We start from the raw sequence: 14,340 nt of genomic DNA, 5'->3' as shown, positions 1-14,340 counted from the left end.
GCAAACGCGCATCGCTACGAAGACCGCCGCCGCACGAAAATGCTATCACATGAGGTGCGCCTAGTCTTGTCGCTGGTGGATCGATAGTCCGCCGTGATTTTTGCGGGACGGGGCGGAGAAACCCACACGCGCCGGCAGCCCGCCATCCTGCCCACCAACGGCTCAATCAAGCTGCGTGCGCGTGCTGCCGGATTTCCTCGATTTTGTCGGCACCGATTTTTTCCTTCGCCATCTCAGTGTCGAAGTGCGTCTGCAGGTTCATCCAGCTTTGGGGGTCCGTTCCGAAGAACGCGCCTAGGCGCACCGCGGTGTCTGCCGTGATCGAGCGGTCTCCCTTCACGATTTCATTGATGCGCCGCGCCGGCACGTCGATCGCCTTCGCGAGCGCGTACTGCGTGATGCCCATAGGTTCGAGCCAGTCGAGCGCAAGGATTTCTCCCGGCGTCGCCAGCGGAATTTCGCGTGCCATATCTCACTCCATTGAGAGCACAGCGGGAAGCCCCGCTTTAGTGGTAGTCGGTGATCTCGACCTCGGTCGCAATGCCATTGGCGAACTTGAAGCAAATCCGCCACTGTTGGTTGATCCGGATGCTGTGCTGCCCTTTCCGGTCACCCTCAAGCGGTTCGAGCCGGTTGCCGGGGGGAATTCGCAGGAATTCCAGATCAGCCGCCGCGTGCAGCTGCTGGAGCTTGCGCATTGCTACCGACTCGAAGTTGACGAAGCGGCGAACCCTCTTGCCTTCGAAGAGCGCCTGGGTGTCGCGGCATTTGAATGAAGAGATCATGGAGCATGATATTAACGAGTCTCGTTAATAACGTCAAGCGTTACTATCACCCCGTTGCCGGACCATTCAGCGCTTCGCGCGTCGCTTGTCGCGCTCGTCGAGCACCTGACCGACCTTCTCTGCGAACAGGTCGAGAGTGCGGTCGTCGACGGGCGTCGCGGCCGCGGGTGGCGAGTCGAAGCTGTCATCGAGCCGCGCGACCACCTCAGCGTTCATCGATCGCTTGTTTGTTTCGGCGGCGCGCTGCAGCTTCGCCTTGAGAGCGGCCGGCAGCCGCAGATTGGTTTGGAGGTCGTCACTGGTCATGCCCAGATTATATGTAGCAAAGTGCTTGCATTAAACGTAGCACTTTGCTACATTGAACTCATGGCCGAAGCGGTTCGGCCCCTTCACAGGGAGAGTTCCATGAGCACCGCGATCCAAGCAGCGGCGCCGCGCAAGTCTCCTGGTAACGTGCGCGCCGGCGGCGTCAACACCAACCTGATCCACGAAATCACGCGCGACGCGCTCCGCCGGGCCGCATTGGCGCCGACCTACATGGACGCGCTCGACATTACTGGCGCGGCGCTGCTCGCGGCCGCTGCCGTGGCGCGCATGGGTTCCGGTCGCGGCACTGCGTAACAGCGTCAACCTCAGGATTCAACCTCTCAAGCCGTAAACACGCCTGCCAGATAGCGATGTGCTTCTGACACTAATTAGTTATACGAATTGATGGAGGAAACAATGGATCAGCGCAATTTCTTGGACTCTGACTACAGGGTCTTTTCCGACGAAGTCCGCCACGCATCGGTGCAAGCAATCCCAGCGTACCCATTTGTGACGCTGCTCGAACGCACAAAGAAGATTGCCGAAGGCCTCGAGCAGATATTCAAAATCGCGCAGACGAACGAGGTGCAAAAGGAATACGCACGAGATTGCGATCCCGACGAGCCCATCGAGCCTCCACTTTCCGACCGCACTGTCATGGGCTTGTTGTCGCTTGGCGAGACGGCGTCTCAAATGCTGGTGGACGAAGTCGCGTGTTTGGCAAAGTGGGCAAACGAACGCGCTCTGGAAAAAGAGGGCACCCCTCAATCAAGTCCGGCTGCGGATCTGGCGATCGCTGCACAGGCTGCTGCGGCGCTCAAACAGAACGGCGCCAAGAAAGAAGTGCCTGTCGAGACGGTCTGACTGTCACTGGCCGACTTTCCTTCACAAACCCATATGGTGCAATCAGGATCCAACGCCCTGAATACGAAGAGGTCGAAGACGGCCTCCGGGTTTTCTTTCCGCACGACAGCGTTGCAGACCGTCTGGTCTGCAAAGCAGACCAACTCGAATCCTTGCTGTCCCTCATGAAAGGCACCGGTGACGTGGGAGCAGGTATGTTCACCTTCGCCGACGAGATTCAGCACACTCTCCTATGGCTCGCATCAGACCTTTCCGAAGAAATCATGCAACTAGCGTGGAGTAATGCAACGGCATTCCGGATCTCGCCGAGCGAGAACGCCAGCGAAGTGTCTACGCTGGCGATCGCTGCGCAAGTTGCCGCCACGCGGCCTCGCTCGAAGAAAACTGGATCGGCCGAAGTCAGCGAGTCCGAACATGCCTGAGCCGCTGATCGACGTGCGCCGGCGGATCGAGCACCTCGAGCGTCGCCGCAACTTGCTGTGGTTGACGGTCGATCGCTGCGGCGCCGCGGCGCGCGTCCATCGGCGTTCTGCACCGTTTGCTGAACTGGTTGCGCAATCCGCGATCGCGAAGGCGCACGCCCAGTGCCTCACGGTCGAAATCTACGCGCTGCGCGCAATGGTTGGCGTGGCGCGACTGGAGGACGGCCATGGGTAAGCCCAAAACCCTCGACGAATCACTGCGCGTCGGCCATCAGACTTGCGACGCCGCGCTGGATGCGTTCAATCGGCTGGTGAGCCTGCTGCAGGCTATCGATCGACTCGCCGACGAGTCGCACAACGTCGACACCATATCGGGTCTGGCGACGATCGGGCTTGAGATCGCGCAGAACATGTCGAACCGCGTCGACAACGCGCTGGTGAGAATGGCGGCGAACGAAGCCGAGTTGCGCCCGGCCGCATGACGGGCGGAGCGCTTCTCCGCCGCCGACATAGAACCATCGAGGGGTATGCGCCGACGGCGTACTCCATCCCGCCATAAACCCGTCAAACAGAGCTCCAGCTCGGGGTCCATTTTCCGCTCTCGGCGTTCTCGATGCGGCTCCGGGCCATTCCTTCGGCAGCGCCGAAGACGGGACATTGGCGCGAGTTGAGTTCGCCCAGCAAATGACGTCGCAGTCCGTTGGGGACCGCGAATCCCCTTACGTCCCTTCTGGCGTCCGCGCCTTGCCGGCAAAGCGGGCACAGTGCCCGCGGCCAGCGTGCGTCCCCCATCTCTTCGCCAGGCCGCACCCAAGCGGCCTCAATGACCTTCGTTGCCGTCGCTTCCCGCCATTCGCGCAATTGCGACCGATCTCTGATGCCATAGAAGCCGCTGAGTAGGTCGCGAGCGTCGAGGAGATAGATGAGCGCATCACGAGCGACGAATAGATCGGTCTCAAGGCGATGCACCTTGTCGCGTAGCGATTGCAATTCACTGACTGGCGAAACACGAGGTGCGCGGGCTCGGCTGACCATGGGATGGCTCAAAGAAAAGCCCCGGCACGAAGAGTTGACCGGGGCAAGACTGGCGCACCGAAGCGGGCGCATGGAGAACCGATAGGATACTACCGTGGCGTGCTCACGCGTCTGGATCCTCGTCGATCATTTCAAGATGAGTACCACGGACACCGCCGCCTCCCGTGATATAGACGCTGAATCGCTTTTCCGAGGTGGCCATCGTCGCTGCGGCTTTCGCCTTGGTCATAGCCTTTTCTCGAGCGTCTGCGCCGTCTTCTGCATCCAGGTCATCGATCACGTATTCGCCTGGTGGCAATTTGAGCTTTTTGTCGTTGCGGTTCTCGAAGAAGCGGCGATAGCCACGCCGATGCATTTCGATGTGGAGAGTTTCGTATTCTTTGGCGTCTGGGGAATGCTCTTTGGTGCGCGCATCGTCCTTGTGCAGAACGACTCTGGGCGTCACGATGTAACTTGGCATTTCATGCCTCCGGAGGCAGAAATATGACGTTTCTTTTTAGGCGGGCTGTTTGGCGGGTAGCGTTTCAGCGTGTGGCTGTAAGCATTGTCGCGCAAGGCGTCCTGGCGGAGAGAGGGGGATTCGAACCCCCGATAGGCTATTAACCTATACACGCTTTCCAGGCGTGCGACTTAAACCGCTCATCCATCTCTCCGGAGCCGCGCATTATAGCGCACTCCTCGCGTGCGCGGCCAGTGTTCGTCGAAGGGAACAACCCGCGAACGACCAGTCAGCGCCAACGATGCCCCTCACGGATGCCGAATGTAATCCACCAACGCCCGCGTATAAGCATCCGGCTTCCGATCGAACAGACTCACCACCACCGCTACAACAAACCCCGCCGGCACCCCAAACACACCCGAACTAATCGGCTCGATACCGAACCACCGCGCCCCCGAAAACCCCGTCAACTGCGTGAAGAACGGATACGTCGCGACGATGTAGTACACGCACACCGACAGCCCCGCGACCATCCCGCACACCGCGCCGAGTCGCGTCGTGCGCTTCCAGAAAACGCCAAGCACGAGCACGGGAAAAAGACTCGACGCCGCCAGTGAAAACGCCGCGCCCACCAGAAACAGGATGTTCCCCGTATTCAGCGACGCCACGTACGACGCGAACAGCGCCACCCCCAGCAGCAAAATCTTGGACAACGTCACGCGCCGCTGGCTCGACGCTTCCCGATCGACCATGTGGTAGTACACGTCGTGCGACAGCGCGTTCGCGATCGTCAGCAGCAAGCCGTCCGCGGTGGAGAGCGCCGCCGCCAGCGCGCCCGCCGCGATCAGCCCCGACATCACGTACGGCAGCCCCGCGATCTCGGGCGCGGCGAGCACGACCATATCCGGCTGCATCTGGATCGCACTCCAGCGCACGATGTTGTCATGGTTGATGTCGCCGATATTGAACATGACCGGCTCGATGCGCCGCCACTGCGTCACCCACTGCGGTAACGCGTCGATGTGGTGGCCCACCACGTTCGTGAGGATCTCGTACTTGATCAGCACCGCCAGCACCGGCACGGTCACATAGAACAGCGCGACGAAGAACAGCGTCCAGCCGACCGAACGCCTCGCCGACGCTACGGATGTCGTCGTGTTGTAGCGCGTCAGGATATGCGGCAGGCTCGCGGTACCGAGCGACAGACACAGCAGCAGCGACAGGAAATTGCGCTCGTGCAGACGGCGGTCGTCATCGGCGTGCGCGCCGCTGTCATCGTTCGCGGGAAACGGCTCGTGCATCGGCACCGGCGCCGACGCGCGCTCCATCAACTCGTCGCGTTGCTGGCTCCACACAATTCGCGCGGCCGCGGCATCGCGCGGATAGCTCGCGAGGTCGCGCTCTTTCTCGTCGATCTCGCGCAGCGCGAGGTTGTGCCGGCGCAGATCGGCGATCTGTTCGACCAGCGCGCGCTTGCCTTCCGCATACGACCGCGGCAACGCATCGATCTGCGCCTGCATGGCCATGGCTTGCTGACGGTAGTAGTCGCGCACGCGCTGCTCGTCGGGCGCGACGCGCACCTGCTGTTCGAGCGTCTCGACTCGTTCCATCAGTCGCCCGTACGTGAACTGCGGCACCCAGCCGAGTCCGTCGCGATGCGCGATCATCGACACCGGAATCAGGATCGCGGAGATCAGGATGATGTATTGCGCGACCTGAGTCCACGTCACTGCCCGCATCCCGCCGAGGAACGAACACACGAGTATCCCGGCCAGCCCGCAGAAGATTCCGATCGAAAAGTCGACGCCGATGAAGCGCGTCGCGATCAACCCCACGCCCTGGATCTGCGCGACGAGATACACGAACGAACACAGGATCGCGGCGAGCACGGCGATCGCGCGCACCAGATTGCTCGAGAAGCGCGTGCCGAGAAAATCCGGAATCGTGTAGCGCGCGAGCTTGCGCACGTATGGCGCGAGCAGGAACGCGACGAGGCAGTAGCCGCCCGTCCAGCCCATCATGTACGCGAGGCCGTCGTAGCCGGTTGCGTACAGCGACCCGGCGAGACCGATGAACGACGCGGCCGAGAGCCAGTCCGCCGCGGTCGCCATGCCGTTGAACGCGGACGGCACGCGCCGCCCCGCCACGTAGTACTCGACGAGATCCGACGTGCGCGACAGCAGTCCGATCACCGCATAGACCGCGATCGGCACGAACAGGAACACGTAGCCGATCCACGTACCCGGCCCGGTGCTCAGCTCGATGCGCCACAGCACATAGATGAAGAACAGGAAGCCGAGCGTATAGAACGCGTAGGAGAGGATCAGCCGGTTGGTGAGCTTCATCGGTTGCGCGAGCGCCTCTCTCTAGCGCGCTGCGCGGCGAGCAACCGCATCAGCTTCGAACGCGCGCTGCAGTTCGCGGTCGGCGCGCTGCATCAGCACCATATACGCGACAATCAACGCGACGTAGATCAGGATCGCGCCCTGCGCGCCGAGATAGAACGGCAGGCTGAAGCCGGCGAAGCGTACGGACGCGAGCCGGCGCGCCATCAGCGGCACGACGAACGACACCGCGAAGCCGATCGTCATCAGCACGCCGATCAGCGTGACGTTGAAGCGCCAGTAGCGTCGATGCGCGCGCGCCATCGCCTCCGAGACCGGCGGGGGTTCGGGTACGGGGTTGATCGGCGGAGTGTGGGTGGTGTGTCGTGGCGCGGCCATGCGCCTATGTAGCAAAAAGCCGCTGCGCAGACAATTGGGATTGTCCGCGCAACGGCTTTCGGTGCGACTACTTGCGACTGCCTGCGGCCAGGTCAGGCCAGGCTCAGCGCGACTCGCCGAGCTGTTCGAGGATCGCCGGGTTCTCCAGCGTCGACACGTCCTGCGTGATCTCCTCGCCCTTCGCGAGCGATCGCAGCAGGCGGCGCATGATCTTGCCGGAACGCGTTTTCGGCAGGTTGTCGCCGAAGCGGATGTCCTTCGGCTTCGCGATCGGCCCGATTTCCTTGCCGACCCATGCACGCAGTTCGTTCGCGATCTTCGCGGCTTCGTCGCCTTCCGGACGCGCGCGCTTCAGCACGACGAACGCACACACGGCTTCGCCGGTCGTCTCGTCCGGCCGGCCCACCACCGCCGCTTCCGCGACGATCGGATTCGCGACCAGCGCCGACTCGATCTCCATCGTGCCGAGCCGGTGACCCGACACGTTCAGCACGTCGTCGATCCGACCCATGATCGTGAAGTAGCCGGTGTCCTTGTCGCGCACGGTGCCGTCGCCGGCGAGGTACAGCTTGCCGCCCAGTTCCGGCGGGAAGTAGCTCTTCTTGAAGCGCTCGGGGTCGCCCCACACAGTGCGCAGCATCGACGGCCACGGACGCTTGATCACGAGAATGCCGCCCTGCCCGTTCGGCACGTCCTGCCCGGTTTCATCGACGACCGCTGCCATAATGCCCGGCAGCGGCAGCGTGCACGAGCCCGGCACGAGCGGCGTCGCGCCCGGCAGCGGCGTGATCATGTGGCCGCCCGTCTCCGTTTGCCACCACGTATCGACGATCGGGCAGCGCTTGCCGCCGACGTTGTCGTAATACCAGACCCACGCTTCCGGATTGATCGGCTCGCCGACGGTGCCGATCACGCGCAGCGACGACAGGTCGTAGCTCTTCGGGTGCACCTTCGCATCGGCTTCCGCGGCCTTGATCAGCGAGCGGATCGCGGTCGGCGCGGTGTAGAACAGCGTGACCTTGTGCTTGCCGATCATGTCCCAGAAGCGGCCGGCATTCGGATAGGTCGGCACGCCTTCGAACACGACCTGGGTGGCGCCGAGCGCGAGCGGACCGTACGTGATGTAGCTGTGGCCCGTGATCCAGCCGATGTCCGCGGTACACCAGAACACGTCGTTCTGTTTCCAGTCGAAGGTCCACTTCATGGTCTGCGCGCACCACAGCAGATAGCCGCCGGTGCTGTGCTGCACGCCCTTCGGTTTGCCGGTGGAGCCCGACGTGTACAGGATGAAGAGCGGATGCTCGGCGCTCACCCACTCGGGCGCGCAGGTATCGGATTCGTTCGCGACAACTTCGTGCATCCACAGGTCGCGCCCTTCGTTCCAGCTCACCTTGCCGCCCGTGCGCTGGTAGACGATCACGCTTTTCACCGCTTCGCAGCCGCCCATCGCGAGCGCTTCGTCGGCGATGTTCTTGAGCGGCAGCGCCTTGCCGCCGCGCATCTGTTCGTCAGCCGTGACGAGCGCGACCGCGCCGACGTCGACGAGCCGCTCGTTCAGCGACTTCGACGAGAACCCGCCGAACACCACCGAGTGCGTTGCGCCGATACGCGCGCAGGCCTGCATCGCGACGATGCCTTCGACCGACATCGGCATGTAGATCACCACGCGATCGCCCTTCTTCACGCCGCGCTTCTTCAGCGCGTTCGCGAAGCGCGATACGCGCGCGAGCAGGTCCTGATAGGTGACGTTGGTGACGGTGCCGTCGTCGGCTTCGAAGATCACCGCGACGCGGCCGCCATTGCCGGCTTCGACGTGACGGTCGAGGCTGTTGTACGACGCGTTGAGTTCGCCGTCCTCGAACCACGTGTAGAACGGCGCCTTCGATTCGTCGAGCACATTCGTGAAAGGCTTCTTCCACGTCAGCGTTTCGCGCGCGAGTCGCGCCCAGAAGCCTTCGTAATCGCGTTCCGCTTCCGCGACGAGCGCGCGGTACGCATCCATGCCCGAAACCGTGGCCTGCGCCGTGATGTCGGCGGAAGGAGGAAATACGCGGTGTTCGTGAAGAACCGATTCAATCGCAGACATCGACTACCCCTTGGTGAAGATGGAACCTTGAATCCCGTGCCCGCGCGCTCATGACGCTTGTCCATGAGACGCGGTGATTGTTCGCGCGGCCTGTCGCCTGTCTCTGGCCCGGCGGCGCGTGTCTCCAACCCTTGGCCCGGCCTGTGCCACCTCTGTGACACTCGCACGGCGAGCAAATCATGCGCCTGTGCCGTGGCATTCAGCTGCACGCGCGAAGCAAGGCGGGCCTTCATACCGTGCGACGATAAGCGCCGCAACTTACCGGCCACTTACGTACCGGCTCGGTGTTTTCACGCATGTGCGCATGGGTCGCGGCAAAGCGCCAGGCCATTCGCTGCTGCTCGAAGTTGCCTGCGCCGCACAGACGTTCGAACAAACCGATTCCATCATGCTAACTGAACTCGTCGCGAGCGTCGTCGATCTGCTGGCGGCGGCGAGCGTCCGCCCGTTCGCGAAGCGGTTGCTCGCGACGCCGCATCTTCATGGGCGACGCCGTGAAGCCGCGCGGCCTGCCGCCTTCGGCGCGATGTTGCGGTGCGACGCTGTACAATAACGCGCCCGGCTCAGCCCGCCCGGGCGCGCCCCATCCAGCCGTCCGCCGGCCTGCCGCTGCGCTTCTCCCGGCAGCCTGCCCGCCCGAACGGCTGCGGCGCGCCGCCGCGCTGTGCCGATGGCGCCTCCTTCGTCAACGCCATCGATCATGTCCTTGCGCCCCAACACCGCCACTACGCGTCGCCGCGCAATGCGGCCGCTGCCTTCCCTGATCTTCATGAGCCGCTGGCTCCAGGTGCCGCTCTATCTCGGCCTGATCGTCGCGCAGGCGGTCTACGTGGTGCTGTTCGTGAAGGAGGTCGCGCATCTCGTGAGCGCATCGATGACGCTCGACGAGACGAACGTGATGCTGATCGTGCTGGGCCTGATCGACGTGGTGATGATCTCGAACCTGCTGATCATGGTGATCATCGGCGGCTATGAGACCTTCGTGTCGCGTCTCGGCATCGAAGGCCATCCCGACGAGCCCGAGTGGCTCGACCATGTGAACGCGGGCGTGCTGAAGGTGAAGCTTTCGATGGCGCTCATCAGCATCTCGTCGATCAATCTGCTGAAGACCTTCATCAACCCGGACCAGCATTCCGCGCATGCGGTGATGTGGCAGGTCATCATCCACGGTACGTTCCTGCTCTCCGCGCTCGTGATGGCCTGGATCGACCGCCTGACCACCCACACGCATCCCGAACATTTTCATGAGCCCGCACGCGAAGCGGGCCGCGTTTCTCCCTTACCCACTACCAGCGTGCAGGACTGACCGTTCGCTTCACCTGGTCCGATCCCAAGCACCGTCCCCACAGAGCCAGCCATGACCGTCATCAAACAGGAAGACCTGATCCAGAGCATCGCGGATTCGCTGCAGTACATCAGCTACTACCATCCGCTCGACTACATCCAGGCGCTCGGCCGCGCGTACGAGCTCGAAGAGAGCCCGGCCGCGAAAGATGCGATCGCGCAGATCCTGACCAACAGCCGCATGTGCGCCGAAGGCAAGCGTCCGATCTGCCAGGACACCGGCATCGTCACGGTGTTCGTGAAGGTGGGCATGGACGTGCGCTGGGCAAGTGAGAACGGCAGCGCGACAATGTCGGTCACCGACATGATCAACGAAGGCGTGCGCCGCGGTTATCTGAACCCGGACAACGTGCTGCGCGCGTCGATCGTGAGCCCGCCCGAAGGCGCGCGCAAGAACACGAAGGACAACACGCCGGCCGTGATCCACTACGAGATCGTGCCGGGCGACAAGATCGACGTGCAGGTCGCGGCGAAGGGCGGCGGCTCGGAGAACAAGTCGAAGTTCGCGATGCTGAACCCGTCGGATTCGATCGTCGACTGGGTGCTGAAGACCGTGCCGACGATGGGCGCCGGCTGGTGCCCGCCGGGCATGCTCGGCATCGGCATCGGCGGCACCGCTGAAAAGGCGATGCTGATGGCGAAGGAATCGCTGATGGACCCGATCGACATCCAGGACGTCATCGCGCGCGGTCCGCAGGACTGGATCGAAGAACTGCGTGTCGAGCTGCACGAGAAGGTCAACGCGCTCGGCATCGGCGCGCAGGGTCTCGGCGGTCTGTCGACGGTGCTCGACGTGAAGATCATGGCGGCGCCGACGCACGCGGCAAGCAAGCCGATCGCGATCATCCCGAACTGCGCGGCCACCCGCCACGCGCACTTCACGCTCGACGGCTCGGGCGTCGCGAAGCTCGAAGCGCCTTCACTCGACGCATGGCCGAAAGTGCAGTGGGAGCCGAACACGGAAACCAGCAAGCGCGTCGATCTCGATACGCTGACGCCGGAAGAAGTCGCATCGTGGACGCCGGGCCAGACGCTGCTGCTGTCGGGCAAGATGCTGACGGGCCGCGACGCTGCGCACAAGCGCATCGCCGACATGCTCGCCAAGGGCGAGAAGCTGCCGGTAGATTTCACGAACCGCGTGATCTACTACGTCGGCCCGGTCGATCCGGTGCGTGACGAAGCCGTCGGCCCTGCGGGCCCGACCACGTCGACGCGCATGGACAAGTTCACCGAGACGATGCTCGCGCAGACAGGCCTCATCTCGATGATCGGCAAGGCTGAGCGCGGCCCGGTCGCGATCGAGGCGATCAAGAAACACAAGGCCGCGTATCTGATGGCGGTGGGCGGCGCGGCTTACCTCGTGTCGAAGGCGATTCGCAGCGCGAAGGTGCTCGCGTTCGAGGACCTCGGCATGGAAGCGATCTACGAGTTCGACGTGCGCGACATGCCGGTGACGGTCGCGGTCGATTCGCACGGCACGTCCGTGCATCAGACCGGCCCGAAGGAATGGCAGGCGAAGATCGGCAAGATTCCGGTCGCGACGGCCTGATTCCGCATCGATCGTGCCGGTGCCCGTGCTTCCTTCCCACGAAAGCGAGAAAGGGGCGCGGGCAACGAACACCGCATCGCGCACTTCGTCGCTCACACGTCGCACATGAAAAGCCGGGCTAAACAAGGCGCTTTTCGCAAACGAATTGAGAATCGCATACGAAAGTGTCTCAATTCTTGGCTTTTCATCGAGCGACGTTTATTGTTCAGGGTTGAATAAGAACCCTCACAAGGAACAGCCATGCAAGGCGACAAGAAGGTCATCGAATATCTGAACGCGCAGCTGAAGAACGAGCTCACGGCCATCAACCAGTATTTTTTGCATGCGCGCATGTATCGCCACTGGGGCCTCGACAAGCTCGGCAAGCATGAGTACGACGAATCGATCGGCGAGATGAAGCACGCGGACCTGCTGATTGAACGCATTTTCATGCTGGACGGTCTGCCGAATCTTCAGGACCTGCACAAGCTCTTCATCGGTGAGGAAACGAAAGAGATTCTCGAGTGCGACCTGAAGCTCGAGACGATCTCCCAGGCCACGTGCAAGGAAGCGATCGCCTATTGCGAGTCGGTGCGCGATTTCATCTCGCGCGAAATTTTCGTGAAGATTCTCGACGACACCGAAGAACACATCGACTGGCTGGAAACCCAGCTCGACCTGATCGACAAGGTCGGCATCCAGAATTACCAGCAGTCGGGCATGACCTCGATCGAGTCGTAATTCCACCCGGCTTCCACCCGGCGCCCACGCCAATCCTTCGATCCATCTCGATCTTCGTACATGACTGACCTCACGCCCGTGACCGCGCCGACCGGCTGGAACGATGCCCCGGTCGGCGTGTTCGATTCCGGCCTGGGCGGCCTCTCCGTACTGCGCGCGGTACGTGCGCAATTGCCTGACGAAGCGGTCATCTATGCAGCGGACTCGCGCTACGCGCCGTACGGCGAGCGCGACGACGACTTCATCGTCGACCGCACGCTCGCGATTGGCGAGTGGCTCGTGGCGCAAGGCGTGAAGGCGCTGGTGGTGGCGTGCAATACGGCGACCGCGCAGTCCATCGAACAGGTGCGGGCGCGGCTGCCCATTCCGCTGATCGGCGTCGAACCCGGCGTGAAGCCCGCGTCGCTGCAATCGGCGACGCGCGTGGCCGGCGTGCTCGCCACCCAGGTCACACTGCGCAGCGGCCGCTTCCAGTCGCTGCTCGACCGCCACGCCGCCGACTGCCACTTCCTTCTACAGCCCGGCCACGGGCTCGTGCAGGCGGTGGAACGCTGCGACATCGATTCGCCCGAACTCCGCGCGCTACTCGAAGGCTATCTGCAACCGATGCTCGACGCCGGCGCCGATACGCTCGTGCTCGGCTGCACGCACTACCCGTTTCTGGACGCCACGATCCGCTCGATCGTCGGCGACCGGCTGACGCTGATCGACACCAGCGTCGCGATCGCGCGGCAGCTCGAACGCGTGCTCGACGAGCGCGGCCTGCGCGCGCGTCCCGGTCGTGCCGCCGATGCGCTCATGCCCCGCTTCTGCTCGACCAGCGACGGCGCGCATCTGCGCCAGCTCGCGGCCACGCTGCTGCATCTGGACGCGCCGGTCGAACAGGTGACGATCCCGTCCCGGCGCACGCTCGCGCTTGAGGATTCCGCCGCGGCCTGATGCTTCGGCGTCTTGCTGCGTAACGCTCCGGAGCGCGTCGTGCCCCGCCCCGCCGCCGTCTCCCATCCCGCCCCACAAAACCCACGCTAACAGGCTGGTTTTGTTACAAAAATTGATCGTGAATAGGCTTGCCAAGTCTTCGCGATAAAATGATAATAATTCGCATTAACGTTAGCTATTGCTTTCAGCCATGATCGTCTGCGTGTGCAAGTCCGTGTCCGACCGGAAAATCCGGGCCGCGATCGACGAAGGCGTCGATTCGTTCGACGAGCTTCAGTTCGAGCTCGGCGTCGCCACCTGCTGCGGCAAGTGCGAGGCCACCGTGCGCGAACTCATGGCCGAGAGCGGCGTCTGCGCGAGCCACTGCGGCGTCGAGCAAGGCCAGGCGGTACCGCTGACGTTCTACGCGCGCCAGGCCGCCTGAGCGGCATCCGCGCCTTCAACCGGCGACGCGGTTCCGCCTCCATCCGTAGCGAACCGCCCGCCGTCCCGATTTCGTTGTAGCACCGCGCACGTGCGCCGCATTCCGCGGCGCTGCGTTCCCTGCCGTCAGCAAGCCAGCCGCGAGGCCAGCCAGCAACCTTCTTTCTCCTCGAGGAGCCCGAGATGGAACTGCTGATTGGATTCGTGACGACCCTCTGTATCTCCCTGCTGATTTTCCGAACTTGACGTCCAGTCGCGCGACGCGGCCGGCGACGCATCGCGTCGCCGCCGTGTCCGCTGCTGTCCGTCGACGCTGATATGCACGCTACGCAATCCATTCCAGACGGCTTCGAGCCGCACCCAGACCATCGCCTGACGCGCCGCACCGGGGTCGCTGTGACGGCCGTCGCGCTTGCTCACGTCGCGTTGCTGGCGGCCGTGTTCCTCGCGCATCCGGAGCGTCCGCCCGTCGCACCTGAATCCCGCACGATCACGGCCGAGCTGCTGAGCCCCACGCCCGTGGCCGCGCCGGTCACCGTTCAGTCGACACCCACGCCGCCCACGCCGACGCCCCCGCAGCAGCACGCAAAACCCAAGCCGCGCCCGACGCCGAAGCCCGTGGTGCGCGAGCTGCCGCCTGCCGCCGCGCCGTCGCCGAACGCGATCACGACGCCCGCGCCGCCACCGCCGGCTCCGCCCGCTCCG

The 14,340-nt window shown here is 63.4% G+C and carries 21 protein-coding genes and 1 tRNA gene; 11 read left to right on the top strand and 11 right to left on the bottom strand.

The window, feature by feature from the left end; genetic code table 11:
- Positions 1–166 precede the first annotated feature (166 nt).
- From DVS29_RS07030 to DVS29_RS07020, 3 genes are all read right to left on the bottom strand, one after another.
- Positions 167–469 carry a HigA family addiction module antitoxin gene (locus DVS29_RS07030; RefSeq protein WP_118179729.1) on the bottom strand — a complete coding sequence of 101 codons (303 nt, stop codon included), beginning with the start codon at positions 467–469 and terminating at the stop codon, positions 167–169.
- Positions 470–506: 37 nt separating this feature from the next.
- On the bottom strand, positions 507–785 hold the full coding sequence (locus DVS29_RS07025) for a type II toxin-antitoxin system RelE/ParE family toxin (protein WP_118179728.1): 279 nt from the start codon (positions 783–785) through the stop codon (positions 507–509).
- Positions 786–851: 66 nt separating this feature from the next.
- Entirely contained in the window at positions 852–1,091 is a 240-nt protein-coding gene (locus DVS29_RS07020) for an Arc family DNA-binding protein (protein WP_118179727.1), read from the bottom strand.
- A 99-nt stretch (positions 1,092–1,190) separates the two neighbouring features.
- Here DVS29_RS07020 and DVS29_RS07015 point away from each other — a divergent pair, with 99 nt between their 5' ends.
- The 5 genes from DVS29_RS07015 (at position 1,191) to DVS29_RS06995 (ending at position 2,859) form a co-directional block, all read left to right on the top strand.
- Entirely contained in the window at positions 1,191–1,406 is a 216-nt protein-coding gene (locus DVS29_RS07015; protein WP_118179726.1) for a hypothetical protein, read from the top strand.
- A gap of 102 nt (positions 1,407–1,508) precedes the next feature.
- Positions 1,509–1,955, top strand: a complete 447-nt coding sequence (locus DVS29_RS07010; protein WP_118179725.1) for a hypothetical protein — start codon at positions 1,509–1,511, stop codon at positions 1,953–1,955.
- Between the two features lie 194 nt (positions 1,956–2,149).
- Positions 2,150–2,377 carry a hypothetical protein gene (locus tag DVS29_RS07005; RefSeq protein ID WP_124800607.1) on the top strand — a complete coding sequence of 76 codons (228 nt, stop codon included), beginning with the start codon at positions 2,150–2,152 and terminating at the stop codon, positions 2,375–2,377.
- Positions 2,370–2,612, top strand: a complete 243-nt coding sequence (locus tag DVS29_RS07000) for a hypothetical protein (RefSeq protein WP_118179722.1) — start codon at positions 2,370–2,372, stop codon at positions 2,610–2,612. The genes DVS29_RS07005 and DVS29_RS07000 overlap by 8 nt, the downstream gene beginning before the upstream one ends.
- Positions 2,605–2,859, top strand: a complete 255-nt coding sequence (locus DVS29_RS06995) for a hypothetical protein (RefSeq protein WP_118179721.1) — start codon at positions 2,605–2,607, stop codon at positions 2,857–2,859. The genes DVS29_RS07000 and DVS29_RS06995 overlap by 8 nt, the downstream gene beginning before the upstream one ends.
- An 82-nt stretch (positions 2,860–2,941) precedes the next feature.
- Here the strand turns inward: DVS29_RS06995 and DVS29_RS36825 are convergent, their stop codons facing one another.
- From DVS29_RS36825 to acs, 6 genes are all read right to left on the bottom strand, one after another.
- Positions 2,942–3,412 carry a hypothetical protein gene (locus tag DVS29_RS36825; RefSeq protein WP_124800606.1) on the bottom strand — a complete coding sequence of 157 codons (471 nt, stop codon included), beginning with the start codon at positions 3,410–3,412 and terminating at the stop codon, positions 2,942–2,944.
- Positions 3,413–3,515: 103 nt separating this feature from the next.
- Complete coding sequence (locus DVS29_RS06990) at positions 3,516–3,872, bottom strand: hypothetical protein (RefSeq protein WP_118179720.1); 357 nt, start codon at positions 3,870–3,872, stop codon at positions 3,516–3,518.
- Between the two features lie 102 nt (positions 3,873–3,974).
- A tRNA-Ser gene (locus DVS29_RS06985) sits at positions 3,975–4,065 on the bottom strand.
- 94 nt (positions 4,066–4,159) lie between these two features.
- A complete protein-coding gene (locus DVS29_RS06980) occupies positions 4,160–6,196 on the bottom strand; it encodes a sodium:solute symporter family protein (RefSeq protein ID WP_118179719.1) in 2,037 nt (678 codons plus the stop codon).
- Between the two features lie 21 nt (positions 6,197–6,217).
- Positions 6,218–6,574 carry a DUF4212 domain-containing protein gene (locus DVS29_RS06975; protein WP_118179717.1) on the bottom strand — a complete coding sequence of 119 codons (357 nt, stop codon included), beginning with the start codon at positions 6,572–6,574 and terminating at the stop codon, positions 6,218–6,220.
- A gap of 103 nt (positions 6,575–6,677) precedes the next feature.
- Positions 6,678–8,660 (bottom strand): acetate--CoA ligase, encoded by a 1,983-nt coding sequence (gene acs, locus DVS29_RS06970; protein WP_118179716.1) that lies wholly within the window; start codon positions 8,658–8,660, stop codon positions 6,678–6,680.
- A 388-nt stretch (positions 8,661–9,048) separates the two neighbouring features.
- On the opposite strand from acs, the gene DVS29_RS37240 reads away from it, so the two are divergent.
- Positions 9,049–9,213: a hypothetical protein gene (locus DVS29_RS37240; RefSeq protein ID WP_164707858.1), complete on the top strand. Its 165-nt coding sequence runs from the start codon at positions 9,049–9,051 to the stop codon at positions 9,211–9,213.
- On the opposite strand, the gene DVS29_RS37235 is transcribed toward DVS29_RS37240, so the two are convergent.
- Complete coding sequence (locus tag DVS29_RS37235) at positions 9,141–9,431, bottom strand: hypothetical protein (RefSeq protein WP_164707857.1); 291 nt, start codon at positions 9,429–9,431, stop codon at positions 9,141–9,143. The genes DVS29_RS37240 and DVS29_RS37235 overlap by 73 nt on opposite strands.
- Between DVS29_RS37235 and DVS29_RS06960 the strand changes: the two genes are divergently transcribed.
- The 5 genes from DVS29_RS06960 to DVS29_RS06940 all read left to right on the top strand — a co-directional run bounded on the left by DVS29_RS06960 (position 9,361) and on the right by DVS29_RS06940 (position 13,636).
- Complete coding sequence (locus tag DVS29_RS06960) at positions 9,361–9,966, top strand: TIGR00645 family protein (RefSeq protein WP_118179714.1); 606 nt, start codon at positions 9,361–9,363, stop codon at positions 9,964–9,966. The two genes, DVS29_RS37235 and DVS29_RS06960, sit on opposite strands and share 71 nt — an antisense overlap.
- Before the next feature lie 51 nt (positions 9,967–10,017).
- A complete protein-coding gene (locus DVS29_RS06955) occupies positions 10,018–11,553 on the top strand; it encodes a fumarate hydratase (RefSeq protein ID WP_118179712.1) in 1,536 nt (511 codons plus the stop codon).
- Between the two features lie 240 nt (positions 11,554–11,793).
- Entirely contained in the window at positions 11,794–12,273 is a 480-nt protein-coding gene (gene bfr / locus DVS29_RS06950; protein ID WP_118179711.1) for a bacterioferritin, read from the top strand.
- A 60-nt stretch (positions 12,274–12,333) separates the two neighbouring features.
- Positions 12,334–13,212, top strand: coding sequence for a glutamate racemase (murI, locus tag DVS29_RS06945; protein WP_118179710.1), 879 nt, complete (start codon positions 12,334–12,336; stop codon positions 13,210–13,212).
- Positions 13,213–13,402: 190 nt separating this feature from the next.
- On the top strand, positions 13,403–13,636 hold the full coding sequence (locus DVS29_RS06940; RefSeq protein WP_118179709.1) for a (2Fe-2S)-binding protein: 234 nt from the start codon (positions 13,403–13,405) through the stop codon (positions 13,634–13,636).
- Between the two features lie 125 nt (positions 13,637–13,761).
- Here DVS29_RS06940 and DVS29_RS06935 read toward each other — a convergent pair whose 3' ends face one another.
- A complete protein-coding gene (locus DVS29_RS06935) occupies positions 13,762–14,088 on the bottom strand; it encodes a hypothetical protein (RefSeq protein WP_118179708.1) in 327 nt (108 codons plus the stop codon).
- Between the last annotated feature and the right edge of the window lie 252 nt (positions 14,089–14,340).

The organism is Paraburkholderia phosphatilytica, assembly GCF_003443895.1.
In the GTDB taxonomy this organism is placed as follows: domain Bacteria; phylum Pseudomonadota; class Gammaproteobacteria; order Burkholderiales; family Burkholderiaceae; genus Paraburkholderia; species Paraburkholderia phosphatilytica.
The sequence above is the reverse complement of the archived record's forward strand: the minus strand, read 5'-3'. Positions and strand labels throughout refer to the sequence as shown.

What these genes read in the sequence shown, in the direction of transcription:
- DVS29_RS07030 (WP_118179729.1), bottom strand. Translation starts at nt 469, where the DNA reads ATGGCACGCGAAATTCCGCTGGCGACGCCGGGAGAAATCCTTGCGCTC.
- DVS29_RS07025 (WP_118179728.1), bottom strand. Translation starts at nt 785, where the DNA reads ATGATCTCTTCATTCAAATGCCGCGACACCCAGGCGCTCTTCGAAGGC.
- DVS29_RS07020 (WP_118179727.1), bottom strand. Translation starts at nt 1,091, where the DNA reads ATGACCAGTGACGACCTCCAAACCAATCTGCGGCTGCCGGCCGCTCTC.
- DVS29_RS07015 (WP_118179726.1), top strand. Translation starts at nt 1,191, where the DNA reads ATGAGCACCGCGATCCAAGCAGCGGCGCCGCGCAAGTCTCCTGGTAAC.
- DVS29_RS07010 (WP_118179725.1), top strand. Translation starts at nt 1,509, where the DNA reads ATGGATCAGCGCAATTTCTTGGACTCTGACTACAGGGTCTTTTCCGAC.
- DVS29_RS07005 (WP_124800607.1), top strand. Translation starts at nt 2,150, where the DNA reads ATGTTCACCTTCGCCGACGAGATTCAGCACACTCTCCTATGGCTCGCA.
- DVS29_RS07000 (WP_118179722.1), top strand. Translation starts at nt 2,370, where the DNA reads ATGCCTGAGCCGCTGATCGACGTGCGCCGGCGGATCGAGCACCTCGAG.
- DVS29_RS06995 (WP_118179721.1), top strand. Translation starts at nt 2,605, where the DNA reads ATGGGTAAGCCCAAAACCCTCGACGAATCACTGCGCGTCGGCCATCAG.
- DVS29_RS36825 (WP_124800606.1), bottom strand. Translation starts at nt 3,412, where the DNA reads ATGGTCAGCCGAGCCCGCGCACCTCGTGTTTCGCCAGTCAGTGAATTG.
- DVS29_RS06990 (WP_118179720.1), bottom strand. Translation starts at nt 3,872, where the DNA reads ATGCCAAGTTACATCGTGACGCCCAGAGTCGTTCTGCACAAGGACGAT.
- DVS29_RS06980 (WP_118179719.1), bottom strand. Translation starts at nt 6,196, where the DNA reads ATGAAGCTCACCAACCGGCTGATCCTCTCCTACGCGTTCTATACGCTC.
- DVS29_RS06975 (WP_118179717.1), bottom strand. Translation starts at nt 6,574, where the DNA reads ATGGCCGCGCCACGACACACCACCCACACTCCGCCGATCAACCCCGTA.
- acs (WP_118179716.1), bottom strand. Translation starts at nt 8,660, where the DNA reads ATGTCTGCGATTGAATCGGTTCTTCACGAACACCGCGTATTTCCTCCT.
- DVS29_RS37240 (WP_164707858.1), top strand. Translation starts at nt 9,049, where the DNA reads ATGCTAACTGAACTCGTCGCGAGCGTCGTCGATCTGCTGGCGGCGGCG.
- DVS29_RS06960 (WP_118179714.1), top strand. Translation starts at nt 9,361, where the DNA reads ATGTCCTTGCGCCCCAACACCGCCACTACGCGTCGCCGCGCAATGCGG.
- DVS29_RS37235 (WP_164707857.1), bottom strand. Translation starts at nt 9,431, where the DNA reads ATGAAGATCAGGGAAGGCAGCGGCCGCATTGCGCGGCGACGCGTAGTG.
- DVS29_RS06955 (WP_118179712.1), top strand. Translation starts at nt 10,018, where the DNA reads ATGACCGTCATCAAACAGGAAGACCTGATCCAGAGCATCGCGGATTCG.
- bfr (WP_118179711.1), top strand. Translation starts at nt 11,794, where the DNA reads ATGCAAGGCGACAAGAAGGTCATCGAATATCTGAACGCGCAGCTGAAG.
- murI (WP_118179710.1), top strand. Translation starts at nt 12,334, where the DNA reads ATGACTGACCTCACGCCCGTGACCGCGCCGACCGGCTGGAACGATGCC.
- DVS29_RS06940 (WP_118179709.1), top strand. Translation starts at nt 13,403, where the DNA reads ATGATCGTCTGCGTGTGCAAGTCCGTGTCCGACCGGAAAATCCGGGCC.
- DVS29_RS06935 (WP_118179708.1), bottom strand. Translation starts at nt 14,088, where the DNA reads ATGCGCGAGGAACACGGCCGCCAGCAACGCGACGTGAGCAAGCGCGAC.